The organism is Streptococcus sp. ZY19097 (genome assembly GCF_040731245.1).
GTDB lineage: Bacteria > Bacillota > Bacilli > Lactobacillales > Streptococcaceae > Streptococcus > Streptococcus orisratti.
The window spans coordinates 873,900-899,334 of the sequence record NZ_CP160400.1 but is presented as its reverse complement, the minus strand read 5'-3'; the positions used below and the strand labels follow the sequence as shown (position 1 = coordinate 899,334).

General features: G+C 33.6%; 23 protein-coding genes and 3 pseudogenes. 2 read left to right on the top strand and 24 right to left on the bottom strand.

The window, feature by feature from the left end; translation table 11 throughout:
• Positions 1-21 precede the first annotated feature (21 nt).
• From coaE to ABZ559_RS04490, 8 genes and pseudogenes are all read right to left on the bottom strand, one after another.
• Complete coding sequence (coaE, locus tag ABZ559_RS04525; protein WP_367007368.1) at positions 22-618, bottom strand: dephospho-CoA kinase; 597 nt, start codon at positions 616-618, stop codon at positions 22-24.
• Positions 615-1,435: pseudogene (mutM, locus tag ABZ559_RS04520) on the bottom strand (DNA-formamidopyrimidine glycosylase). Before mutM ends, coaE begins: the two are co-directional and overlap by 4 nt.
• 49 nt (positions 1,436-1,484) lie before the next feature.
• Positions 1,485-1,814, bottom strand: a pseudogene (locus ABZ559_RS04515) (NUDIX domain-containing protein); the annotation flags it as partial.
• A gap of 96 nt (positions 1,815-1,910) precedes the next feature.
• Complete coding sequence (locus tag ABZ559_RS04510; RefSeq protein WP_367007367.1) at positions 1,911-3,350, bottom strand: recombinase family protein; 1,440 nt, start codon at positions 3,348-3,350, stop codon at positions 1,911-1,913.
• Positions 3,343-4,959 (bottom strand): recombinase family protein, encoded by a 1,617-nt coding sequence (locus tag ABZ559_RS04505; protein ID WP_367007366.1) that lies wholly within the window; start codon positions 4,957-4,959, stop codon positions 3,343-3,345. Before ABZ559_RS04505 ends, ABZ559_RS04510 begins: the two co-directional genes overlap by 8 nt.
• Positions 4,959-6,530, bottom strand: a complete 1,572-nt coding sequence (locus tag ABZ559_RS04500; protein ID WP_367007365.1) for a recombinase family protein — start codon at positions 6,528-6,530, stop codon at positions 4,959-4,961. The genes ABZ559_RS04505 and ABZ559_RS04500 overlap by 1 nt, the downstream gene beginning before the upstream one ends.
• Positions 6,531-6,627: 97 nt before the next feature.
• The gene (locus ABZ559_RS04495; RefSeq protein ID WP_367007364.1) at positions 6,628-6,768 is read right to left on the bottom strand and encodes a hypothetical protein; all 141 of its coding nucleotides are present in this window, start codon (positions 6,766-6,768) and stop codon (positions 6,628-6,630) included.
• A gap of 271 nt (positions 6,769-7,039) precedes the next feature.
• Positions 7,040-7,264, bottom strand: a complete 225-nt coding sequence (locus ABZ559_RS04490) for a helix-turn-helix transcriptional regulator (protein ID WP_367007363.1) — start codon at positions 7,262-7,264, stop codon at positions 7,040-7,042.
• Positions 7,265-7,448: 184 nt separating this feature from the next.
• On the opposite strand from ABZ559_RS04490, the gene ABZ559_RS04485 reads away from it, so the two are divergent.
• Both ABZ559_RS04485 and tnpB read left to right on the top strand, forming a co-directional pair.
• Positions 7,449-7,634, top strand: coding sequence for a hypothetical protein (locus tag ABZ559_RS04485; protein ID WP_367007362.1), 186 nt, complete (start codon positions 7,449-7,451; stop codon positions 7,632-7,634).
• Complete coding sequence (gene tnpB, locus ABZ559_RS04480; protein WP_367007361.1) at positions 7,615-7,965, top strand: IS66 family insertion sequence element accessory protein TnpB; 351 nt, start codon at positions 7,615-7,617, stop codon at positions 7,963-7,965. The genes ABZ559_RS04485 and tnpB overlap by 20 nt, the downstream gene beginning before the upstream one ends.
• Before the next feature lie 160 nt (positions 7,966-8,125).
• On the opposite strand, the gene ABZ559_RS04475 is transcribed toward tnpB, so the two are convergent.
• The 16 genes and pseudogenes from ABZ559_RS04475 to pezA form a co-directional block, all read right to left on the bottom strand.
• A complete protein-coding gene (locus ABZ559_RS04475; RefSeq protein WP_367007672.1) occupies positions 8,126-8,455 on the bottom strand; it encodes a hypothetical protein in 330 nt (109 codons plus the stop codon).
• 120 nt (positions 8,456-8,575) lie between these two features.
• Positions 8,576-9,628 (bottom strand): lanthionine synthetase LanC family protein, encoded by a 1,053-nt coding sequence (locus ABZ559_RS04470; protein ID WP_367007360.1) that lies wholly within the window; start codon positions 9,626-9,628, stop codon positions 8,576-8,578.
• Positions 9,621-10,391 (bottom strand): arginase family protein, encoded by a 771-nt coding sequence (locus ABZ559_RS04465; protein WP_367007359.1) that lies wholly within the window; start codon positions 10,389-10,391, stop codon positions 9,621-9,623. The genes ABZ559_RS04470 and ABZ559_RS04465 overlap by 8 nt, the downstream gene beginning before the upstream one ends.
• Before the next feature lie 30 nt (positions 10,392-10,421).
• Entirely contained in the window at positions 10,422-13,319 is a 2,898-nt protein-coding gene (locus ABZ559_RS04460; protein ID WP_367007358.1) for a thiopeptide-type bacteriocin biosynthesis protein, read from the bottom strand.
• A 49-nt stretch (positions 13,320-13,368) separates the two neighbouring features.
• On the bottom strand, positions 13,369-14,928 hold the full coding sequence (locus ABZ559_RS04455) for an ABC transporter ATP-binding protein (protein WP_367007357.1): 1,560 nt from the start codon (positions 14,926-14,928) through the stop codon (positions 13,369-13,371).
• A gap of 155 nt (positions 14,929-15,083) precedes the next feature.
• Positions 15,084-15,560 (bottom strand): annotated as a pseudogene (tnpA, locus tag ABZ559_RS04450) (IS200/IS605 family transposase).
• Positions 15,561-15,647: 87 nt separating this feature from the next.
• Positions 15,648-15,770 carry a hypothetical protein gene (locus ABZ559_RS04445; protein ID WP_367007356.1) on the bottom strand — a complete coding sequence of 41 codons (123 nt, stop codon included), beginning with the start codon at positions 15,768-15,770 and terminating at the stop codon, positions 15,648-15,650.
• 88 nt (positions 15,771-15,858) lie between these two features.
• Complete coding sequence (locus tag ABZ559_RS04440) at positions 15,859-15,996, bottom strand: hypothetical protein (protein ID WP_367007355.1); 138 nt, start codon at positions 15,994-15,996, stop codon at positions 15,859-15,861.
• A 151-nt stretch (positions 15,997-16,147) separates the two neighbouring features.
• Positions 16,148-17,020, bottom strand: a complete 873-nt coding sequence (locus ABZ559_RS04435) for a helix-turn-helix transcriptional regulator (RefSeq protein ID WP_367007354.1) — start codon at positions 17,018-17,020, stop codon at positions 16,148-16,150.
• Between the two features lie 140 nt (positions 17,021-17,160).
• Positions 17,161-19,023: an SAG1250 family conjugative relaxase gene (locus ABZ559_RS04430; RefSeq protein ID WP_367007353.1), complete on the bottom strand. Its 1,863-nt coding sequence runs from the start codon at positions 19,021-19,023 to the stop codon at positions 17,161-17,163.
• Complete coding sequence (locus ABZ559_RS04425) at positions 19,010-19,375, bottom strand: MobC family plasmid mobilization relaxosome protein (protein ID WP_367007352.1); 366 nt, start codon at positions 19,373-19,375, stop codon at positions 19,010-19,012. The genes ABZ559_RS04430 and ABZ559_RS04425 overlap by 14 nt, the downstream gene beginning before the upstream one ends.
• Before the next feature lie 12 nt (positions 19,376-19,387).
• Entirely contained in the window at positions 19,388-19,744 is a 357-nt protein-coding gene (locus ABZ559_RS04420) for an SAG1252 family conjugative relaxosome accessory protein (protein ID WP_367007351.1), read from the bottom strand.
• 414 nt (positions 19,745-20,158) lie between these two features.
• Complete coding sequence (locus tag ABZ559_RS04415; RefSeq protein WP_367007350.1) at positions 20,159-23,242, bottom strand: DEAD/DEAH box helicase; 3,084 nt, start codon at positions 23,240-23,242, stop codon at positions 20,159-20,161.
• Positions 23,239-24,048 (bottom strand): Hachiman antiphage defense system protein HamA, encoded by an 810-nt coding sequence (locus ABZ559_RS04410; protein WP_367007349.1) that lies wholly within the window; start codon positions 24,046-24,048, stop codon positions 23,239-23,241. The genes ABZ559_RS04415 and ABZ559_RS04410 overlap by 4 nt, the downstream gene beginning before the upstream one ends.
• Positions 24,032-24,808: a type II toxin-antitoxin system toxin PezT gene (gene pezT / locus ABZ559_RS04405; RefSeq protein WP_367007348.1), complete on the bottom strand. Its 777-nt coding sequence runs from the start codon at positions 24,806-24,808 to the stop codon at positions 24,032-24,034. Before pezT ends, ABZ559_RS04410 begins: the two co-directional genes overlap by 17 nt.
• Positions 24,808-25,284, bottom strand: a complete 477-nt coding sequence (pezA, locus tag ABZ559_RS04400) for a type II toxin-antitoxin system antitoxin PezA (protein WP_367007347.1) — start codon at positions 25,282-25,284, stop codon at positions 24,808-24,810. Before pezA ends, pezT begins: the two co-directional genes overlap by 1 nt.
• Positions 25,285-25,435: the final 151 nt, after the last annotated feature.

The following is a 25,435-nucleotide window of genomic DNA, read 5'->3' as shown; positions in this document are numbered from 1 at the left end:
ACAAAAACAAGGCTGAGCAGCTCAGTCTTGTTCCATTTCTATCACCAATCGTTTAATCTGAGATTTGAGCGTTTCGAGGTCACCTGTGTTTTTAAGTACCAAATCAGCTAAATCCCTCTTTTCCTCCAGAGGCATTTGTCGAGAAATGCGGAGCTGAGCTTCTTCTTTAGTTAGTTGATTACGTGCCATCAGCCGCTGAATCTGCGTCTCCCTATCCACATAAATCAGCCAAACCTGATTGCACCAGTCTTCGTATCCCTGCTCATAAAGTAATGGAATGTCCAGAAAAACAAGCTCATTGTCCTGCAAAGCTCGATCGCGACGTTTTTCTAACTCTTTTCTGATAATTGGGTTTTGAAGATCAGCTGACTTGGCAAGCCTTTCATTTGAGGCAAAAAGCAGGGCTGCCAGTTTTTTTCTGTCCAACTCCCCATCTGCCTGTAAAATCTCTGTCCCCAACCAGCCTACCAAGACCTGGTAAAGAGCTCCGCCTTTTTTCTGTAAATCGTGAACAACCTCATCTGCATCAATAACTATCTGTCCCAGTTCACGCAGGTAACTTGACACCGTCGATTTTCCCGAGGCAATACCGCCTGTAATTCCAATAATCTTTGTCATCGTTTTTGGCAGGACGGGCAAAAATGCGTCCCGCGTCCTCCTACTTTGATTTTCTGAATTTCTGCTCCACAGCGCGGACAAGGCTCACCCGATTTGCCGTAAACCTGCAAATACTGCTGCATGGTACCATCTTCACCTAGGGCATTGCGATAGGTACGAATGGTTGATCCGCCCTTTTCAATGCCCAGCTGCAAAATGTTAATGGTTTTATCATGGATTCGCTTGATTTCCGCCTTTTTCAAACTAGACGACGGGCGCTCAGGATGCACCTTAGCAGCCCAAAGCACCTCGTCCACATAGATATTACCCAGACCAGCAACAAGCCTTTGCTCTAAGAGCAGCGGTTTGATTGGCTTATGAGAAGACAAAACAGCCCGCTCAAAAGGCGCCAGTTTAAAGTCTTTTTTGCTTGGCTCAGGTCCTATTTTCTTTTTGATAAAATAAGCCTCTTCTTCTGATTTTGCCAGCAGTTCAAAGGTTCCAAACTTACGGACATCCTGATAAACCAAGGTCGAGCCATCAACTAAGTGAAAGAAGACATGAAAGTGCTTATTATCAGGCACTTGTTCAGGAAAGAGCAGATACTTGCCTTCCATTCGCAAATGAGAAATCAGCACTTGAGCGCCTAAATCAAAAATCAAATATTTCCCACGACGACGCATGGCTTTAATTTCCTGTCCTAGAAGATCAAGCTTGAAGATTTCCAAGTCTGTCTTAACCATCTTGGGCACACGTACCTCAACAGGACAATCGTTTTACCGACAACTAGCCGTTCTAAGCCGCGCCTGACTGTTTCAACTTCTGGTAATTCAGGCATAATTTCTCCTTCCCGTTTTTATCAAGAAAGCTGAGCCACAGCCCAGCCTTTAATGCCCCATGGCAAAGCTATTGGTAAAATACTCTTCTAACACGAGACGATGCTTATCTGACACACTTTCCAGCTCTGCTATTTCTTCTTTAGAGAAAAAACGCAGACGAAGGGTTTCCTCATTGTGAAAATCAGAAATATCAAAGTCCTCCAGTGCCTTGAACTCATATATTATGACAATAGTCTGCACCTTGTCGCCATTGGGATAGATTTCCTCAAAATTGCTGTAAACATTGAGAAAACGCACCGCTTCCACCTGGATGCCCGTTTCTTCAAAGAATTCACGCTTGGCTGTGTCAAGTGTTGACTCACCCAGCTCCATGGAACCCTCTTATGTCAAGAAAATGATGCACTTTTCTTCATAACCAAATTATATCATACTTCCTGACCACAAGAAAGAGACTTGTCACATAAGCCTCTTCTTTCATGATTTATAGATTACCTCAAAGAAACCTAGACAATCTACCACTATTTTTTCAACGTGAGCTTCCACAATCTCTTTCGTCAATCCCTTAGTCGATGATTGTGGTTTCTGATCAACTAAGAATGACTTCTCTAAGTTTGTGACTTGCTCGTCTATAGCTACTTTTTTATCAAGATAAACGTCGCTGCTTATATAACAATCCTTATACTCTTGAAACAGTTCTAGTTTTCGAGTTTTTAAGCGTTCTATGTCACGTGATATCTCAGTATTTGCTTTCGATTGAGCAGGAGATTCCAAATAACCTGACAAAGCTTCCAAAATAGATGCTTCAATCTTATCCAAACGACAAGAACTTACAGAATGGTCTTGCCCCTTGCAGTAACCACAATAAAAATAACCAATTTGTCCTTTATTTTGTCGCAAAGACAGTCGATGTCCACAGTGTTCACAAAAAACTAAACCTGTCACAATAGACTTTTCCGTCTTTTGTGACAAACTGCTGGACTGAATTCCTCTGCGAAATAGTCTTGCTTGTTGAGCTTTCTCAAAGACTTCTGCACTCACAATAGCCTCATGGTTATTCTCTATTCTCTCCCATTTCGATTCCGGTCGTCTAATAAGTCTTCCCCTAATATAAGTTCTGGTATTAAAGAGATAGGTCCCCTTATAGGCTTCGTTTTTTAGAATCTGTCGAACACTTCCCTTGGTCCAGACATTTCTGGTTTGTTCATCTGTCAAAATCATAGTCTTTTGATATTTTGCTTGGCTGACCTGCATCTTGCGTTCAGCAGGAGTGATGGTCTGTTCTCTATTCAGAAGCTGGGCAATTTTTTGATCTCCCATCCCCTCAATACTGAGACGAAATATCCGTCGTACAATTGGGGCAACCTCTTCATCAATAACAATCTTAAAACGATCCTCTGGATCTTTGAGATAACCAAAGGGAGGTAACCAGCTCATATTCTTCCCTGAACGTTTCATGGTATTCATGGCACTTTTGACCTTTTCCGAGACATCCTTGGCATAAAAATCATTCAATAAATTCCTAAAAGGGACATCTATCTCCAGACCATTCTTTTCAGATGTCTTACTATCGTATTGGTCATTTAGCGCAATGAAACGTACTCCTAAAAACGGAAAAATGTTCTCTAAGTAATTGCCTAACTCCAAATAGTCACGCATAAAACGTGATAAATCCTTAACTAGGATATGGCAAATAATTCCAGCCTTAACATCAGCCATCAGGCGCTGGAAAGCAGGACGATTAGTACTGGTCCCTGAAAACCCATCATCCACAAATTCCTCCCGTTGAAAAGTTTGGAACTCTGGACTCTGATCCAGATAACGACTTAACAATAGCCGTTGATTAATAATGGAATTACTCTCATCCGTGTTAGCTTCGTCCACAGACAAACGGAGATATAATGCAATTTTAGACATCCCAATCACCTCCCATCTGACAGGTAAAAGTTACCGTGACTTCTTTATCTACACTGACTTCAATGCGTTCAATCACCGCCGTTAACAAGTCTGACGTGATAAGTTCTATCTGTTGACAACCCGCTAAAGCTTTTAACCAAACGACCTGATGTTGAAATTCTTCCTCAACTTTACCGATTGCTTGTTCACAGTTGATCATTTCCTGAGAGAGCGTTCTAATCTTGGCTTGCCTTTCTGATTTTTCAGTCAGATATTTTTCTTTGTCCAGTCCTGATAAGCGGTAAGAGGCATACAAACCACTCAGGTCACTCTGTAAAGAAGAAATGGCTTGGCGATGTTGCTTGATTCGCTGTTGATAATCATTCTGTCGCTCCTCTTTGGTCGCTTGTAATCTCGGTAAAAGCTCTTCTAGCGTCCCAAATCGTGTCATCTCATCTTGAAGTAGCTTGGCAATTATCATATCCAAAGCCACCTCACTAATGTAAACAGTCTGCTTTTCAGACTTATGGGGATTATTGACATAATCCATAAAGTAATAGTAATCGTAATCAGATTTACGATTTGAAAAGTGACGGCAGTAACGATACATCTGCTTGGAGTTACCTGCCGCGTAAATCAGTCCCTTGTAGCGATTCGGTGTTTTAGGCTCTGTCCTCTTTTTTACACTACGTCTACTATGAAGCGCTGAGAGGATTTTCTCAAATTCTGTCTGACTGATATAGGCTTCATGTGCTTGTTCTACTCGGATAAAATCAGCCTCTGTTAACTGTTTATTCGTCCGACGTTGCACCAGATGACCTTGATAAATAGGATTTTGAATCAGGCGCAAGAGCGTTGAGGATCTCCACTGTGGCGCATCAGTATCGCTTCGATAGACCTGACCTGTGTAACGATAGGTTGTTGGGATTGCTACCTTTGATTGATTGAGGTAGCTCGTAACTTGCGCTACCGACTTACCTTCTAATAGTTGCTCAAAAATGGAGTGAAGAATGTGTTTTACTACAGGATCTATGATGAGTTTTTTGCCACCTTCCAGCTTCTCTAATTGGTAACCATAAGGCGCAAATCTTCCAATGAAATATCCTTGACTAGCCTGATGAATCACATATGAAGTGACCTTCTTTGAAATGTCCTTAGAGTATAGGTCGTTAACCAGATTTTTGATTTCAACTTCAAAAGACTTCTTCTCTTCCAAGCCATGTAAGGTGTCCAGATGGTCATTGATAGAGATAAAGCGCACACCTAAAAAGGGAAATACCTTATCAATCAGTCGTCCCATCTCTATGTAATCTCGTCCTAAACGTGATAAATCACGAATCATGATACAATTGATGGTACCTTTTTTAATATCCTCCATCATCTCTTGAAAGGCTGGGCGGTCAAACTGAGTCCCTGAATACTCATAGTCGATATAGGTTTTAACAACAGCTAAGCCATTTTCTTTGGCAAATGTTTTGGCTAAACTTTCTTGTGTACCAATGGATTGTGACTTGTTGCGCCAGTTTTCTGTACGTTCCTTCGATAACCGGACATAGATACCAGCTTGATAAGTTGTTGATAATCTTTTTTCTTCTGCTTCTAAACGATAACGTTTTTTGGTACGAGCCATTAGATGACCTCCGTTTCAACGTTTAAAAACTGTTGGAGAAAGTTCATTTCTTCCAAATCATGAAAGACTACAGTCAGATTTTGTCCCTCGCCAATTTCAATGCGATCCAGTAAGCTAACTAAGGTCAAGCGATTGAGAAATCCTTCTTTGGAGTCACTCAACTGCTTCAACCAAATCTCTCGATGTTGCAATTTAAGATACAGCTCCTGAGCTAACTGATTCTTGTGATGAATCGTTTCTTCAATCTGTCTCAACTGTTGACGGTAATGATTCTGAAATTCCTGATACTCTGCTTCATTAATCAAACCATCATCTAGATCTATAAAGAGGGTCTGAAGGAGGTGTTCGTACTTCTTACGCTTAGCGACTAGTGAAGTAAAGTCAATCTCCAAAAATTGTTCTTTTCTAAGTAATGTTGGAAACTGTTCTATCAGAGAGGATTTCTTCACAAGATGCTGGTTAATCAGTTTTGATACCACCTGGTGTAGGGTTTCTTGCTTGATGGTGTGCCGACTGCAACCTTGTCCCTTATTGTAAGTCCCACAAATATAACTAAAGCTATCTTTATTCCGATAGACAGCTTTTCGTTGAACCATCTGTGACTGACAATCCTGACAAAAGAGCAAACCTGCAAATAAAGATGGCTCTTTCTTGCCATGCTTTACATCACGAAGTAACAAGTTATTAGCAATAGTAAAGGTACTCTCTGAGACAATTCCCTCATGTGCATTAGCAACTCGAATCCAATCTTCTGGACAAACTTTAAGAGACCGTTGCGATTTATAATTCAGCTTGGTTTGTTTGCCTTGTTCCAAGGTCCCTGTATAGACTCTATTCGTGAGAATACGATTCACTAGCTTAGACTGCCACTGGTTACTTCTCCCAGAAAATCCTTTCAATTTTTCATGACAAGTTTTCTTATGTTGGAGTGGGGTCTCAATACCAGCCTGATTGAGGTAATCCGCAATACGATTGGACGAGTAGCCCTCTAACTTAAGTGCAAAAATCTTCTCAATAGTCGGTCTAACAGCCTCATCAACCACTAAATGGTTATGCTGGTACTCATCCTTACGGTAACCATAAGGCGCAAAAGCACCAATAAATTCTCCCTTTTGGCGTTTTGCCTTTTGAGTACTTCTGACTTTCGTGGAAATGTCTCGACAATAACTATCATTGATGAGACTTTTGATTGGCATCACTAAATGGGTTTCGTTCGCATCTGCAGTCAAACTGTCATAATGATCATTAACCGAGATGAAGCGAACTCCCATTGCTGGAAATATTCTTTGGAGGTATTTACCTGTCTCAATATAGTCTCTTCCAAAGCGAGATAAGTCTTTAACAATGATGGTATCAATACTTCTCTCGTCAACCATTACCATCATACGATTAAAATCAGGGCGGTTAAAGGTTAGGCCACTAATGCCATCGTCCACAAATTCTTCTAAAATAGTAATATCATGATTTCTAGCATAGTCACGTAAAAGAGAACGTTGATTGACAATTGAGTTACTTTCAATATTATCCCCATCATCACGGGATAAGCGTAAATAAATGCATGCTTGCGTCATAATCTACTCCTTAATCAGTTTTAGGTGCTTTCCGATTAAGGATTGAGGTTCTACATTTTTATTTTACATAATTTATGTGAACTTGTCCGCCAAAATCTTAAATTTTTTCTAACTGTCGTCCCAATAAATCATCTAGTATTTCTGTAAGACTTAATGGTTTATCCGTAACCTTAACTGTAACTTTATAACCTTCAATCATAATCTGTGATGATTCAACACCCTTACTTGATTTTTCCATATTTTTAATTCCTTTTAATTCAAAATTGTACCTCAGTGGGTGTGATTTGTTAGATCACGCATGGGTATTTCACCCACTGTCCTTTAACGCTGGCAGCCTGAACGCTCAGAAGTATCATTGTCCTTATTTGTAGTCATGGCAGATAGAGAACCACTCTATTTTATAGCTGATAGTTTACCGCTCATATCATTGCGCATCACACTAAATTGCTCGACAAATAAGAAAGTCCCACCTCGGTTTATTCAGTTGTCAATGAACAAATCAGGAGGAACTACTTTATATTGTGTTTTATTCTATGAGGATAATCAGAAATTCCCAACAAATAATCTGTACTGACGTTATACAAATTAGAGAGTTGAATCAACATTTCCGCTGAAAGCATATGCTCACCACGTTCAACTTTAGCATAAGCAGAGCGTGTGATTGTGAGATAATCAGACACATATTGCTGTGTATAGTCATGATCTTCCCTTAAATCTTTTAAACGCCGGTACATTAAATTTTCTCCTAAGAAAAAGTATAATGTACAACATGGAGAAAAATGCATAATTGTCCAAATTGGACCATTAGTTTATCCTAAAAAAGAGGAATCTTATCCGTAACCGCCTAATAACAAGGTATCTATCCAATCACTCCCTCCTCCAGTATACTGTGAGAAAAACAAAACTGGAGGATTTATTATGTCACACCCCATCGTCCCATTGACTGTTCCCCAATCGCATCGCTTTGAGAAGAAAGTCAGAAACGATATTCTGATGAAAATTCGTCTCGAAAAGGTGGAAGTCACATTCTTCCAATCTATCAACCATGAAGTAATGGAAACGATTTTGGATAAGGTACTAGACTATGACCATCCGACTCAGTGATTTAGGTCAAGTCTACTTGGTTTGTGGGAAAACGGACATGCGTCAAGGAATTGATTCTCTCGCCTACCTTGTCAAAAGTCAATTCAATCTGGATCCCTTTTCAGGTCAGGTCTATCTCTTTTGTGGAGGTCGAAAAGACCGATTCAAGGCTCTTTACTGGGACGGACAAGGATTTTGGTTATTGTATAAACGATTTGAGAATGGAAAATTGACCTGGCCAAACAATGAAGAAGAGGTTAAAGCCCTCGCTTCCGAACAGGTGGACTGGCTCATGAAAGGATTTTCTATCAGTCCAAAAATAAATGTTTCAACAAGTCGTGATTTCTATTGAAATCATGGCTTTTCTTTGTGTATAATGAGATAAAAAGAAGGAGGTTCGAGCGTATGGATGAGTTACTGGCAATTATTAAACAACAGACCTCAACGATTGAACAACTTACCAACGAGTTGACCCTCCTTCGTGAACAGGTTGATTATTTGAGACAGAAACTCTACGGAAAATCTTTTGTACCTGTGTTAGGTAGTTTAGTATTAGATTTTCCAACTGGAGTAAAACGAGAGCCGACAGAATTCATATTAGTAAATGGAATCTGTTGTTTTCTTCCATAAGGATAAGAAATGTTTCCTAGAGTAGCTGGACCTCCTTGGTTGCTAACGTGACCATCTTTTCCAGCATTCCCTTTGTCATCTTTCAGGCTCTTCACGAAATTATCTGGGAGCTTATTGCCATTGCCTGGTTGTTCTTTCCAGATTGCATAAGCATACTTGCCGTTTTGACCATCTCTACCAGCTACGCCATCTTTTCCATTCTTGATTGCCATCTGAGAATTTAACAACGGTATTGCCAGATGTATCTGTACTGATTTTCTTGATAGTGACAGAAGTGCCATCTTTTCCTTACAAAAATACTACAACCTACTTTGTAAAGAAAAATACACCTCTCACACCATTAGCATGACCTTGTTAAGTATATCATTTTTAGAAGAATCATTAATAAGAGCTAATAAGATTCCTAAACGATTCTCTATTATATTTGGTGATGTAACAATATCTCCCACTAAATCTCCATTCATATGCAATTCTTCATAAAGCTTATCTCTTACACAAGTTCTATTTTTTCCTATATAATTAAATGCACACATCATAATGCTCATGCCTGCGTATCCATGACAAAGATATGGATCATCGTATTTCCATTCAATATTACTACTTTCAAATATGTTCAATAACTCTTTATACAGGTAACGACTTAGTTTTTCTTCTTCAACTGGTAGTAAATATAACAATAAAAGTACAGAAGCTCTACTTTTACACCACCCCATTCTCCCACCAAAATTTTGCTCAAATTTCTCTTTGTCTATAACTAATTTTAGATAGCTATCCATCATTTGAATATATATATCATTGGCACCTCCAACCTTATCCATATAATTATGAAAGATTTTCAAAAACGATATTGTTCCATGTACAAGTGAAACGTCCAAAATTCTGTTATCGATTTCTTCTCTGACAAATTTTAGTACTTTATTTAAACTTTTTTCTACAATGTCCATCTCTTTATGACTTGTTTGTGTTTTTCTTTGTGAATAATAATATATTATTCCTAACAACCCACCAAAAAATTCATACTCTTCTTTTTCCTTTTTGAAAAAAGGAAGCAACATTGACATATTATCACTTATCGTTTTATTGAAATCTTGGATTAATAAATCAGAATACCTGCTTTTTAAAGTATTATTTTCTAATAAAAAAACAACACCAGCCATTCCATTGTAGAAGGATAACCTAAATCGTGATTTATTAACATACATTTCTTTTAAAATTAAATCATAGAACTGTCTTTCGATGCAATCTCTATATTCTGATTTTGAGAGACAAGATAGTAAAAATAATAAATTAAATAATATTTCTGGATAATTTTCATTATTAGATAGTTCATTTAAGTCTAACAATGAAAGTTCCTTCGCTAGTTTATTCAGTAAATTTTTAATCATTTTTTATATAATTATCCGTATTAATTTCAGTTAGTATTCTTTGTAAAGAAATATTAGAAATATTTGACTCTATCAAAGGATTATACTCAACCAAATCCCATATCACATTTTTCCCATATATTTTTTTAAAATTCTTTATTTTTCTGATAAAATATACAAGATTAACTAAGCTTAAACCGCCAGGCATAGGGAAGCTAACACCTGGGAAGTCTGATATATTCAGAACGTCAACATCAAGACTAACGTAAATTATGTCAAAGTTTTTAATACATTCTTTTATATTTTCTAAAATATTTTTTCTATTTTCATCTACTTCAATATCATCATAAATTTTATATTTTCGAGGTGTAGGTACCTTATAATAGTCGTGCCGCACGCCTATTATCATGCCACTCTCAATCCTATCCTCTATACAATTAAGAACATTCCAATTATAATATCCATCTGATACATCTCCTTTATCTAAATGAGCATCAAATATTATAATTCCAATTTTTTTCTCAGTATCTATAAGATTATCAAAAACAAAGCTGGTAGTACAATGGTCACCACCAAAGATAAAAATATCTTCTTCATTATAGTGATCAGATATTTTTGATTTCAAATCTAATATCAAATTATTATTTTCATAGTCAGAAACATCTATGAAATTATTTTGTAAATAGTACCTTCTCTCCAAGTAATTATTTCTAATGAAGTTGATGAAACCACATTCAGAGCCTGGTACTTTCGTTCGTCCTTTATAGGGTAAATTTATAAACATTCGATTCTCCTTAAATAATTGTGATCAAACTTATATTTCTACTTTCTTTGTAAACTCTTTGTCTATTAAGTATAGATAAAATAGTTGATAAATCTTTTCTTCATAAATTTTATTGAAAAAAATTTTATTTAAAAAAAGGTGAATATAGTTCTTGGCGATTTCTATTCTTTCAGAGGTATCAAGTTTTCTTTTACTATTAATTCTATTTGATATACTTGCTATATATTTAAATTTTTTCAAAAGTTCCTCACTAGAGGGAAAGATATTTAAATCCATAGTTTTGAGAATTCCCTCTTTTACATCTCTATATAATGAATAATTTTTTGGCAATCCGATATCTTCAAAATGATTAATTAGGTCTAAATTATTTAGCTCAAACGATTCGAAAATACTCAGCAGAATAATAATATATTGTTGTATCGGAAATGTTCTTAAAGTTGAATAATGAGAAATAACATACATAGAATCTAACGTAAGTATTTCTTCAATTTTTCTGACATGATCAAAACCACCAAGTGATGAAAAATCCATTCTATAAGGTAGCATCTCATATCGTGTCATAAGTCCTTCATTTATACTAGACGAGAAAATATTTGTTAACATCCCCAATACTTTAGTCCTATCAGTTGCCCTTAGAATTTTTATTCTGAACCTTATATGGTATTCACTATAGTAATATTGAACAAAATTTATACTATGTTCAATATTATTATCATCAAGTAAGTTTAAGACTTTGTTTAAAATATTTTCTATACAAAGCGTGACTAACTCTTCCTTACAATATAAATGGAAACTAAACCATTCTTCAGAAATTGGATGTATCTTCTCCAATATATGTTTTTCTTCTAACGAACGTGTATTAATATCTGTAGTTTTAGAGAACACTATGATTTCCTGAGAATTGTTTAAATTCCCTAAATATTCCGTCAGAATCACTCTATTTTGCTTTAATTGTTGTTTTACTTTTTCAACATCTTCTATTTTATCTAAATTTATCAGTAATTCCATGTCTCCCTCTACTAAATTGATAAGCCTAGGAACAGAATATTTTTTTATAAATTGTTCAAAATTAGTGTTTTTAGACATTCTCCATGTTCTAGGATAAACAATTATATCTTTATAGATTACCCTATTTTGATAATTTAAGTAGTCAATTGATAATGCTTTATAAAAATCATAGTACGATAATTTATTACAAAATATACTATATAAAAATCGAGTTTGATTATTCAATAGATTCGGAGATATTCTATTTCTTTTTAGAATATGGATATCAGTTTTTGTTTTCTTAGAATAAGCTTTAAAATTGTTTTGATTGTCTAAATAGATATATATATCTGAGATGTCAACATTTTTAAAAAAGGGAAAATTTAGTGTCATTTTATCTAATCTATTCTCTCTCTTTATATCATTTAACACTAAATTGTTATGAAACTCATCAATACCAATTATAAGGTTATTATAATATCTCTTCTCTGTCTCTAACATTTGAGGCGTATCAAGGATATCTTTAAAATGCGGAACATACTTTCCAGAAATCGAAAAAAAATTATCTGAATATTGATTACCATGCCACCTTAATTTAGTTTGATTATCAGCTTCATAAATTGAAAAAACTACTTCTGAAGTAGGAAAACTATCTCTAATTACTACATCTTGTTCAATCAAACTCTCTAATTTTATCTCTTCACAATTTGGAATACTCAAAATTATATTAACTAAATCATGTTGAAAATGTTCTATTTCTTTATTAATCTTTAAGCTTTCTCCTGCAAAGGTACTCAAAATTGGATTTGAATAGTTTGAAGGAGCACCTAAATTTTTTACTGAAAGTAATTCTTTTAAAGGGACTAGGTTATTACTACCATACAAATTATAAAATTTTCTACCGTACTCCTCTAAGCTGTCGTCTTGTTTGTATTTTAACTTAATAGCTAACAACATACTGAGAAATTCTTCTATTTCATTTTTAACCCTATAATCTATTTTTTGAACCTGATGACTAATATATAAAACATTAAGTGGCGTACCAACCTTGCAAGTTTCATCCATAATGTTATATAAATCCATCAAGTTTTGAATACCTCCTCCTAACTGAATAGTATTATATAATCCTATTTTTTCCTTAATTTGTGAAATATTTCTTTGTAATTTAACTGGAATGAACTCGATGTTATGGAGAAAGGATTCTAACAAATGTATTTTGTTATCTTTAGTTAAAATTTCAAAACATTCCAATAGTAATATCTCGCTATCTATTAATTGCCATATGTAGTCATAAACGGCATTCATTTCAAAGCCCTTCTCTAACAATGAATCAACTAGAATTCTAATTTTTAAAGGTGTCTTACAAGTTTCTATAATCTCTGAAAGAACATCATTTAAATCCGTTAAAAAAATTCTTTGTAAATCAGATTGATAAAAATGTAAATTTTGATTTAGTAATTTCGTTCCAATTTCTACTAAATTAGGATTTGAAAATACTGATAATTCCTTTAATACATCACGATTTTTCAAGATCGATTGAAGAAAATTAAAAGTCCATTCTGTAGAAATATCTATTATCTTCTCTGTACTCTTTGATCCATATTTATTAATTGATTCTATTCTGTCGTGAGAAAAACTACCTACTCCTACATAACCAAATGTAAAAAACGATGACGGACGTGTACAGAATCTGATAAAATAATTTTCTAAGGTTCGTAATAATTTTTTTCTCTTTTTTGCAGATTTATTATAAAAATTTGATAACTCCTTGAATAGGTTGCGATTACAAAGTAAAATTGATTCTTGAAGTGAAAAGTATTTCCAAATATATTCATAACGTTTCTCATTACTATCAAAGTTTATTGAGTAATACTCTTTTAAAGATGCAATATTTCCTGTTTTTTCTCTATAAATATATTGAGATAGTATTTCTTTTTTCATAAAATTTCCTTAATGCCACAGTGAAAGTTATAAATTTTTACAATAAAGACTACTTGATTATCGTTCCTTCTTCAATTGTTAGTACTTCATCAAAAATTGAGATGAAATTCTCAGATGGTTCGTGAGCAATACAAATAACCAGTTTATTCTGCAATGAATCCACTAACTCTTCAATACGTAATCTATTTTCTTTATCTAGAGATGATGTAACCTCATCCAAAAGTAAAATTTCCTTATTCGCAAGTAGAGTCCTTGCAAAATCTAGTCTTCTTTCTTGTCCTCCAGATAATTTATTTTTTATTGTTCCCTCTAAATCAATATTTTCTAAGTTTACCTTTTTTAGTACTTTATTGACTTGTCTTTCATCATAATCCTTATACATCGTTAAATTGTCAATGGCAGGTATATCAAAAATAAATGTTTTTTGTTCAACATATGCAACTGATGAATAATCTAACTCAATGCTAGTAAAATCTTGTCCATTAATTAAAATATGTCCAGTAGTATTAAAACCATCTGGTATTAATCCTATTAATGCGTTCAAAAGTGTACTTTTCCCACTACCACTTTTTCCAATAATAAGATATTTTTTCCCCACTGTAAATCTTAAAGTTATATTTTTTAGTATATTTTTTTGGTTATCCGCTATTCCAAAATCAACCAAGTCAATTGTATTAATTTTCATAGCATTTAACTCTGATGTATCAACTGATGTTTGATTTATACTTTTGAGGAGATCATTAACTAATTTTTTTGAAGACAATATATCAGTATAACTATGTTTCATGTTGGTAATTGGATAAGTAATATACATAACCAATTGCCGTAGTGCAATAAACTCTCCGAGTGAAAGTCTACCCTTTAGCACAAAAAAGCCTCCTACTACCCATGCTCCCTGATTCACAAACATTGTTATTGCATAAGATAATGCCTCTATTGAATTCGCCTTTCTATAATAGGTTATATTTGACTTTTTTAATAGCTTACTTTTTGAATTCAATATATCAGTAAAACGATTCATTGCAGCAAATAACTTAATTGTTTTTAAACCAAAATAGAAATCTGTTACTGAGCTAAAGTATTCCTCTTTTGATCTTACAGTTAAATCTCTTGCATTCTGTAGAGATTTTTGAGTTAACCAAGGATATATAAGTGGCACCATGCTCAAAAACATCATTATTATAGTATATGACGGCTGTAAAAATAAAGATATAACTGAAGCAATAACGAAAACTAGAATATCATTGGTTATACTAATAATTTGCTCTAAGTACTGCTTTTCTAAAACTTCTAATTCATTAGTATAGGTTGAAATATGAACCTCCGGGTTACTGCGATATATGTCAAGCAATGATTTTTTTCCGTTACTGTCAGTCAAATCACTTCGTATATCATGTAAAATCTTTTGAATTAGCTTCTGATTTGATATTTCAACATAATAATCCATTATTGAATCAAAAACGATATAAATCAGTAATAATACTACTGAGAATATAAACATTTCTGAGTTTGAGTTGGAAATAGAATCAATGATGCCTTCTAGCACAAAAGCCAGACTCAAGACAGATACTGCTCCAACAATATTTATTATTAAAAATTGTAATACCAAAAAAAAGTTTTTGTAGAAATATTTTTTCATTTGTAATTTTGATAACTTTCTTAATTAAATCTTGACTATCCATCTAATGGATGGTTTGGACAAGAGCTATAAGCACACATGACCAACCAACACCTAAAGACGCTGGCTTTCACTTTGTCCAATCCTCAATGCTTTTGACTCATCACTTGCCTCTTAAAGAGAGGGTCGTATGACTTACCATTACCTCTAAAAAGATCTTCATACTCTTTCAAACTAAATTATCTAGTGCAATGTCATGTTTTTCTTGTACTTTTATATATTTCTTTATCGTGGACTCGTTGAATCCGACTGTACTTACCTTACGTAACGTGATAACCCTCCATCCAGAAATGGCAATTGCCATATTTGTATTTGAGATTAGCGTGTTTGTCAAACATCATAAAAGTACTCTTACCCTTTAAGATAGCCCATGAAACTTGATACGCAAATTCTAGGTACGGAAATACTAACCAACATATTAACATGGTTAGGCATTGATAATTTCTACACTTTTGTACTGATAAAAGCGATGGAAGATTTTTCCTAGATTACTCTGATATTGATTGATTATAGATGACTTTTCGCTTATATTTAGTGGTGAACACAATGTGGTATTTACATATTCACCCTGAGTGCGATAAATCAAGTCCCATAACATAAAAATCAGAAGCGATAATAACCATCACTCCTGATTCAACAAAAACGTATTTTTAGCACCGATGCTGTGTTGGTTGATTTCTTCCCCTTAGAATAGAAACTACATTAATATCATTAAGATCATCAACATTTACAGATACATCTTCTTGCTTCAGAGTAAGATCTGTATTTTTCATCTAATTTTCTCCTTCTATGAACAAATTTAAGATTTTTGTCCGGTGAGGATAAATCTCATAAAACCTCAGAGCGTCATCTTCTTAAAAACTATCTAATTACCCTATTTGCAGGTCCTGGATCAATTTCATTCATCGGTTGAGTCTTAGATACTCCACCACTACCTATGGCTAAAATCAAACTTCCCATTAAAGACATAACAAGGAACTTTTTCAAAAATTTCTTCATCAAAATCTCCCTTTACTTAAGATATATTTATTCTAACATCTAAAAATCATCTTGTCAATTTTTTTATATACTTTTTTTATTTTTTTTGGTTTTATTCTTTTTTGTATTCAGCTCAAAAAAACGATGTCTTTTTGGAACATCGTTATAGTACTTATCCTCGAAAATTATCTGCAATATAATGTTCTATTGTTAAAGCCATCTCCTTATTCTCATCTAAATTCTTATATAAAAAATGTGCCGTCTCAAAGTAGGTTTTAACCACTATTTTATCTGAAAAATTCTTACTTATATTCCCTAACAATAAAAATAAATCTGCTAATAAATAAGTAGTATGATACTCTTGACATAGTTTAATCGTGCCTGTTATTTGTTTGATAGCTTGCTCTATGTCTTTTTGTAACCATAAATAGCGACTTAGATTATAGTTGAATTTTATAGAAAGTTCCAATTCCTCTATTGTATCTAAACTAAATTGCTTTAGTTCATTAATTAACTCTTCCTTAATTACATCAAACCTAGCTATATTTTCTGTATCATAATAAAAATTAAATAGAGTATTTGAAATTTGAAGATAATTTATGTCTGCCTTATTAAGTGATTGCAAAATTCTTTCCAATTTTACTATAGCTTCTTCTCTTCTATCATGGAAATAAAAATCAACAAGTGAACCAATCCACTCCAAATATATTTTATCTGATAATGATAAGCGATGTGATTTTTCTTTTTCTAATTCATAGAGATATTTTAAGGATTCGTAATCCCTATGAGTAACAAAATTCTTAGCTATTTTTTTAAACGAAACCAGTTCTGTACTTTCATTTGAAATTTGTTCATCAAAAAAATAATCCATACTGACATTAAGCTTTTTGGCAAGGTTATATAACAATTCTGACCCTGGAGTATACTCTCCATTCTCTAAGCGACTAATTTGACCTTGTTTGCAAATACCATCCGCTAATTCTTTTTGAGACATTTTCATTTCTTTTCTTCTATTTTTGATTCTCGAAGCCAACAACGTTCCCATAACTTGTCCTCTCTAGTTTCATTATAATAAACTATTATAGCATTTAATGCAAAAAAATTCAAATAATAGATATATAAATGAAAGATAAATATTTATTCGAATATTTTTATTCTCGTTTTTATCTAAAAATATAATCTCTCTTATATTGAAACATTATTTTGTAATTTTTGATTCACATCTTTACTAGTATTTAGCACTTTCACAAATGTTTCCAATCTCCCTACGATAACTTCATACTCATCAAGATGATTACTAAGTTTCTGCTGTAATTTCAAAAGTTCTTCATTAATTTGATCTAAAGAAGTTGATTCTGTCATGTTAAATTTTACAAATTCATATTTTGCTAGTTTTTGCCTTCCTAAATCTTCACTTTTCAGATTGATAAGTACTTCCTCCATTTTGTTTAAGGTGGCGATTTTTTCTTGTGTTTGTGTGAGTTTTATATCTAGCTCTGCTATTTCCGCTACTAGGTCGTCTTTAATCTCCCGATACTTCTTATCCGTTTCAGTCATTGCAATCAAGAGGTTAATCTCGGAAATCTTTTCTTGAAGTTTTTCAACAGTTGGTCTTCTGTATGGAAGCTTTTGACTGTCATTAGTTAGCTGCCTAATCAAGGTTCGCCCTTTGATATAGCGGTTCTTCTCAGAACTTACTTTGTTATAGACAAAGTATGAGGTTGTCTCACGAATATAAACTTTATATCTTTTCTGATTCTCTTCTTCGATAATGTCTAGTTGGTAGTTGGGAATAAAGATGAGACCGCTCTGCTTAATACCAAAAGAGACCTTGATGTAAATACCTTCATCAACCAACTTCTCAATTTGATGGTCTGCAAGCTCAACTTCAAATTCATGGACAGCATTACAATTAGCCACGAATTCCTCATAGGATTTCTCAGTTTCTTCAACAGAAACTTGTTCCTCATCTCGTTCTTTTTGGAAATTATGATATTGCTCTTGGATATTTTCTATTATCTCTGAAGCAATAGGCTCTTTGTTTTCAAAATAACTTTGAAAAAAGGAAACATCATATAACTTCTTATCACTTATTTTTTTGTGGCTAAGACATATCTGCTTCCCATTGTCTTCTAGAATGAAGGTCACATTTTTTTGTTTAAGGTCTATGGTGAGATGTAATTCTTTTGCTTTTGTTAGAAAATCCTCTAACGAATTGACACGGTCCAGGAGAAATTCTAAACGACTTTCAATCTCTTTCTTGACAAAATAAGTTCTAAAAAAATCTTCATCATATAGGTCTCGTTTGCTAAGTTGACGTCCTCGAATAGGTTTTGTCATGGTTTTGTCTGTCATCAGAAATCGACTATGCTTCTGACTGAAGTCAACGTGAACATGTAACTGCACTGCTTTTTCCAAAAAATCATCAAAGGACTTTGACTGCTGCATCAAAAAATAAAGGCGTTGCTTCAGTTCAAACTTATGGCTGGACTGCCTATATTTTTGATAGTCACGGTACGAAAAACGCTTCTCAATAATTTTCGCTCCAGCCATTTTAGAAATACGGTCTGAGATCATACGGAGGTTTCGTTCTAAAGCATAGTTCCATATTAATTTTTTATCTGAATTGCGATCTATAGCATTGATTAGGATGTGATTATGAACATGATTTTTGTCTGTGTGAGTCGCTACAATGAAACGAAAACGACCTCCTGTTAGCTCCATCATGGTCTCATGGCCAATGCGATTGATTTCTTCTGGTGTCAGATTATCACCAGGAGAAAATGATTGAATTAGATGGTGGGCATGAATAGATTGTTGATGTTTTTCTTGACGGTCATTTCTTGATTCATATAACTTATCATTATTGGTAAAGTTGACATTGTACATCTCAACCATCTCTGCATAACTAGGAAAGTCTAAGTAATTACTCATCCCAAAATCAGATACCAATTTCAAATTGTCAGTTTTATCTGGATTGAGGATATATTTAATCAAGTGTCTGCGGTATTTTTTACCGTGCGTTACAAAATGTTTAGTAATGACCATGAAACTCCTTTAATTTTTTCACCTTCACCTGAAACTCTTTCTCCACTTCCGTAATCAATTCACCAATCCCTTCGCCTAATCCTTTTAATTGTTCTTGAGAAATGAGATGACTTTGATTGATCGCACGCGCAATTTGATTAATGTTATTTCCAATCCGTCTCAATTCAAAAACTAACTGGTCATAAGTATCCGTGTTAAAGGTAACAAAGGACATATTGGGATTAAGCAGAACTTTTCTAGCATAGACAGAAAAATTTTTACAGTGACTCTTAGTAATTTGCTCATCCAATTGATGTAACTCTGAATCTGTTAGAAATACTTTTTTAAGATTGGTACGATAACGATAAACCATAGTTACCACCTCTCACAAATACTTTTCATGGAACTCACGACTGAGTGGCTGTCCTTTATTGACTTCTGCAATCAGTTCTTGAACACAGGTCAATAAAATTGATACATGCTCTTGGGTCACTTGATGATTTTCTCTTGCGATAACCAGGACTTCATACACATCTCGACTAATCTGTTCTAACTTTTGAGATTGCCAATAAGAGAACCATTCTTTGGTAACTAACTTTTTATCATCAGTCATCAAAATTTTATCTCTGACAAATGGAGAAAAGTGACGATAATTATCAACCTCCATCATATTTTCAATCTGTTTTAGTTCATCTGCAGTTAAATTTACCTCTTTTCGAATGTCACGATACTGTTCAGGCACATCTTTTCCTCACTTTCATCCTTTCTCGGGTAAAACCCGACCCCGTGTGTCATACGGGAAATTTCCTAAAGCCCTTGTTCGGTCTTTGCGAGCTCAGGCATTGTGGTCACAATACCCAAAAAATCATATCGCCAGCTAACCAAAACCTTCCAGTTTTGACAGCCAACGATAAGATAACTTGGTGGCTTCGCCCCCAAACCCCCAGTAGAAAATCAAACTTTGATTTTCTTAGGAATGCTATTAGAATAACAAGGATGATTTGGAAAAGTTATCACAACGTAGAAATGGATGTAAGAAAAAAGAGAGCTGGATAGCTCTCGGAAAAGTTACTCTTTATTAATTATAGAAACATTTGGATTACCAGTTTTAGAATCACCAATTATCTTAACTTTTAAAGCTTCATAGAAACTAATTTTACATTTCACTAATTAACTTAGTATAGTAACTTGGAAAATCTGTCAATATACCTTTCAAGTCAATTGATTTCTGTTTGATTTCATTTCTAATCTGATTCTTACTTAGAGAATGTATCTCTTGACCAATCAATTGAACTACAATTCTATCTGAAAACCCTAATTCATAGATATTGATTTCTTTTTCAAGAGATAACCCATATTTCAATCTCTTTATCAGCTTAGTCAGCACATCCATTTTCACTCCAACCAATTCTTCAATTATATTGTTGATTGCATTTAAAATCATTGATGTTTCATACCCTAACCCATTATCACAAATAGAGATTATATCATACATATCAATTGGTTTTGACTTACCTCTTTTTTCAATACTAATTGATTTTTCAGTACAACTTTCCAATATTTGAAAATAAGAACTGCCCATAATCCAGAGTTGAGAAATATAATTTAGATGTTCTATACTTAATTTTCTCATCTCCTTGTTATTTGAAAAATCTATTATTATCTGAGTTAAAACACTTAATAAATTTTCTTCCTTCTCGCAAGAAAGGATAGCAGTTCTATTTTCCTGAACCCAACCTTTTAACAACTCAGATTGATATAATCCAATTGAGTTTTTTGCAATTATTTCAGTTTCTACTAAACTGGTAACTATTTTAGATTTTATCAAGACAAATAATTCTTTTATTTTTTCTTGCTCCTCTTCATTACCTAAGAAATATCCAAAAGTATTTTCAGCTAATCTATCAGCCTCCAGTTCAGTATCATTCATAGAAGCAATATAATTTTCAATTGCAATTAGAGTTTTCTCAATCTGGTCTATCTTAGAATTAAAATCCTTAAAATAAGGATTATTCTGTTTTTTTAATTTTGATAAAATAATATTTATTTTTGTTCTGTAGTTTACAGTACTGTCAAATCTCTCTTTAATCAAACCCCAAAAATCAAATATTTTGGAGTCTAATCGATAATCAGTTGGAACTACTGAGTTAAACTGTATAATATTGAGAATATTGCTTTGACACCCCTCTGTATTAATAGGATTTAACAATGCTTTATAGTTTTGTTTCTTCCGCTTATTTTTTGGTGATTTATAAATATTGGGCTCTGTTAAAATTATTGTTCCTTCTGTATATTTTCCAGCCCTTCCTGCTCTACCTATCAAATTCTGAAAATCACGAACTTTTATTGCATCTCCTGCTTGATACACACTTGAGATAATCAAGTATTTAATCGGTAAGTTTACACCTTGTGCTAAGGTTGAAGTACATACTACATTATTTATTTTACTTTTTGAAAAAGCATACTCTATAGCAATACGTATCCCCATAGGTATACCTGAATGATGTGAAAAAACTCCTAGCTGACTACATGTATATTCAACACTATCATATCCTAAATTTTGACCAATTAAGTTTCCTATTTTTCCAACTTCAGACCCATCTGAATTTTTTAAGAAATTAGTTAGATCATAATACCTATTATTTAAGTCTATAAATCTCCGCAAAACAACATTGACCGTATCTTTTCTTCCACAAAAAATTCCTACTCCACCATTATTAATTAGCTTAGTCCCATAATAAATACTTATATCATTTGCGTTTGTCAGTTCTGGAAATACTTTTTGTTTGCGTTCTTTTCCAAGCTGCTCTAATTCACTTACACTAACAGTACGTGGAACAAAAAATTCTTCTTCAAATGTAATAGGATCTATGAAATACAATTGCTCATTACTCCCGTTTAAATCACTAAACGCAACTCTTTTCTCTGTTGTTTTTATCGAATTATTAGAAACGATTACCCCATCTTCGTTAAACCACCGATTTATAGCTTCACTATTTGGTATTACAGCAGAAATTAAAATCTTCTGAATTGCTTTTGGAAAAATTTGTTTAACCATTGACAACAGTAATTCAAAATTGGTTCCACGACTTGGATCATCAAAAAGATGTGCTTCATCAAATATACAAAGTCCTATTTCATCAATAAAACTTTGATGATTTCTCAACAAAAACAACAATTTCTCTGGAGTAAGTATAAAAACTCTTTTTTTACCATCATTAAAAATTGAGAAATCCTGTGGAATCTCCGGTAAATCAAAAATTTCACTAACAATCACATTATTCTCATCAACGAAATGTGCATTAATATCTCGATATATCTCTCTACATAATGCTCTAAAAGGTGCAACAATCAATGCATTTTCAATTCTATTTGAATAGAATGCTGATCTTAAAGTTAGATTGATTGAGGCTGTTTTACCCGAACTTGTTGGCATCTGAACGATTCCAGATTTACCTGAAAAAATTCCTTGCTTCCCTAATTCGATTTGAGATGGCCAAAGCTCCTTTATGCTTCCTGCTGATTGTATATAATCCTGCCATAAAGAAAAATCTAATCCTGAAAATTCAGGTAATAATTTCGTTGATGAACTATCTATTTTTTTACATATAACTGCTAAGAGACAATTTACAATAATTACAGAAAAATCACTTCCATTCCTATATACTTTATCTTGTAAATTTCTATAAATATCTATAGAAAACTCAGTTTTTGATAAAATATAATTTCTATACACTTCAACTAGAGCGTTTAATTCATCTGAATACCTACCTACAATTGACTTAGGATTTAAAAATACTTCATCTTTTAATATTTCTATAAATACGCTAGCAAGATTTATACTGTCTTCTACTAACTGCATATCATCTGATATGTGGTTAAGCATAACCCTTGAACTACCATTATAATCTCCTAGATAATAAGCAGTGGCACCCAGTATTGCAATATAGTCTTGATATTCAGCAGAGTTTCCTAATCCTGACAACAGCAGTGCATCAAAATATTCAGCAGCATGATGTAATTGATTTTTCAATTGTGAATCGAAACTCTTATGATTGATATAAGCTTCAAAACACTTCCTAGCAGTATCTGTAACAATTGCTAGTGATACAAGGAATGACTTACTTGCACCTTCTGGAATATCAATATGACTATCTTCAGGAATATTAAATTCAATCATCTTTGCCTTTGAACGCACTAGCTTTGAAAAATATAATGAGTTTCTTCCAAATTCTATCATACTTCACTCGCTTTCGAATAGAGTTCTCTAATAAATTTCATTAATTCATTAGAATGAATGACTAATAGTCGTAATTTCTGATAATCTCTGTGATTTTTTGAAACTACTGTCTTGATAACATCAATATCATATGATTGATTGGAGTGGACTGCAACAGCTCCATAAATTACATTAAATGGATTATCCGTTATGTTTAAAAATCTTTCTACTATATTTGCTTGATCAATATTGGATTTCTTTAACCTTAAATAGCTGGCTACAATTGAGGTTGAAAATCGTTCAAAATCTTTATCAGAATGATTAATAGCTTCTTGAAGTTTATTTTTCGCTTCAGAGCTACTAGAATTTGATGCCGATGATTTTACTTCAATAACTACGATTTCATCATTCGCTGCATTCAATGAATCTTGCTTATATCCCAGAACATCACTTCCTTGAGTTGAAGTATCTTTATTAACTTTACTATCATAACGAGTCCTAGGAACCACATATTCTTCAATATACTGAAGATAATCAGATACTAATATTTCTCCAAAATCACCTGACATCGTTGAAAGACCAATTCCACTATCCGAGGGTAATTTAAAATTTTTAAGATATTCTTTAGAGGAAGTATTCATAGCTAATATCATTTCATTAAGCTCATCATCCGAACAATAATTTCTTCTAAATTGTTTTGCCCACTCTTCAAAAATCTCTGGTTCATCTTTAATATCTAGGTGAAAAACCTCTATCTGCTTACCTTCATCAGTGATGATTGGATCTTCTTGAGTTAGATACTTTATGTAACTATGCATCTTTTTCATTCCTTCTACCTACTTCCCTCAACTGTTCCTGTCCCACCTTCAACATCTCTTCCTCTACCTTACTCCACTTTCCGAAAAGACAGTCTTGTAGGACATCTGCGGCTGACCCCATGTCAGTTTCTGAGTCATAGACACATGTTCTATCTCTTTGATATATTTGAATCCGGTCAAAGAGTTTATCAGCTTCTAATTCTCGTAAGTTATCAACTAAATGCTCTACAATACCATCGTGATGTTCTTTAGGAGTTGCTCTAGCTTGGTTTGGATTAACCACATAGACTTCTTCGTAGCGGATTAAGGTGCTGAGATAAGACAATTCAGGCTTGGTTGCTATCAAAGCTAATGAGACTTGATAACCTCTCGCTTCCAATAGCCGTGCTGTTTTTCGTGGGACTTCTGTCGTTCTCAAAGTTCCTTCGATTAACAAATGATAACCTTGTTTACTGAGTTCATCCACAAGCTGTTCCACCATTTTTCCTGCAAAACCTTTGTTATAATCCACGATATCCTTCCCGTAATCTTCTTGTAAAGTTAGATAATTCGGGTGTAAAGAGCGGTAGCTATCACCGTCAATAATGATAATATTACCTTGGAACTCTTTCTGCTTGATACGGTGTATCATTGTTTTTCCTGCTCCACTTTGCCCACCAAGTAAGATGGCTTTTGGGGTAACTGATGTCGTTTTACCACGAGTTAAGGAACGAATAGTTCGTTTTAAGGCTAAGTCAAAGTCATCTTTGCTAAATTCTTCTAACCGCATTAAGCCACCACCTGATGATGAGCAAGCTCCAACATTCGCTCAATACCATCTAAATAACCATTGTAACGCTCCACTTCATCAAAAGTATTGACAAGGTAAATCTTGGTATTGATAAGATCAGACAAATCATCACTCATCAAAATCCAAGGGCTAGTCTCATCATCAAAAGTAATTCCTTGACTATCTTGATAGCGATATAGTTTGGACAAAATCGCTGCGCCACGCTCTTTGATAACTTCAATTTTTAAGGTTAATTGATAATCTTCCACTGGTGTTAACATTTTTTCTTCTCCTACAATATCAACATATGATACATTAAATTTCTGACAGATACGGTCTATGAGCTCTGTTGATAACGAGCTTGTTCCATTTTCATAGCGACTAAGGCTATTTCGTGAAATTCCCACAATCTTTGCGAACTCTGGTTGTGTTAAATCATGGGTTTTACGTAAGGATTTGATATTATCTCCAATCATAAAAGACCTCCTCTATTTAAGATTTATTATATCATAAAAAATAAACAACGCACCAAAAATGGTGCGTTGTCTACTTTATTTATAATTATTAAAATATTAGTGACTTAGGAAGTGATATTTTCTGTTGCAACTTTAAATTTTTTTGATATAA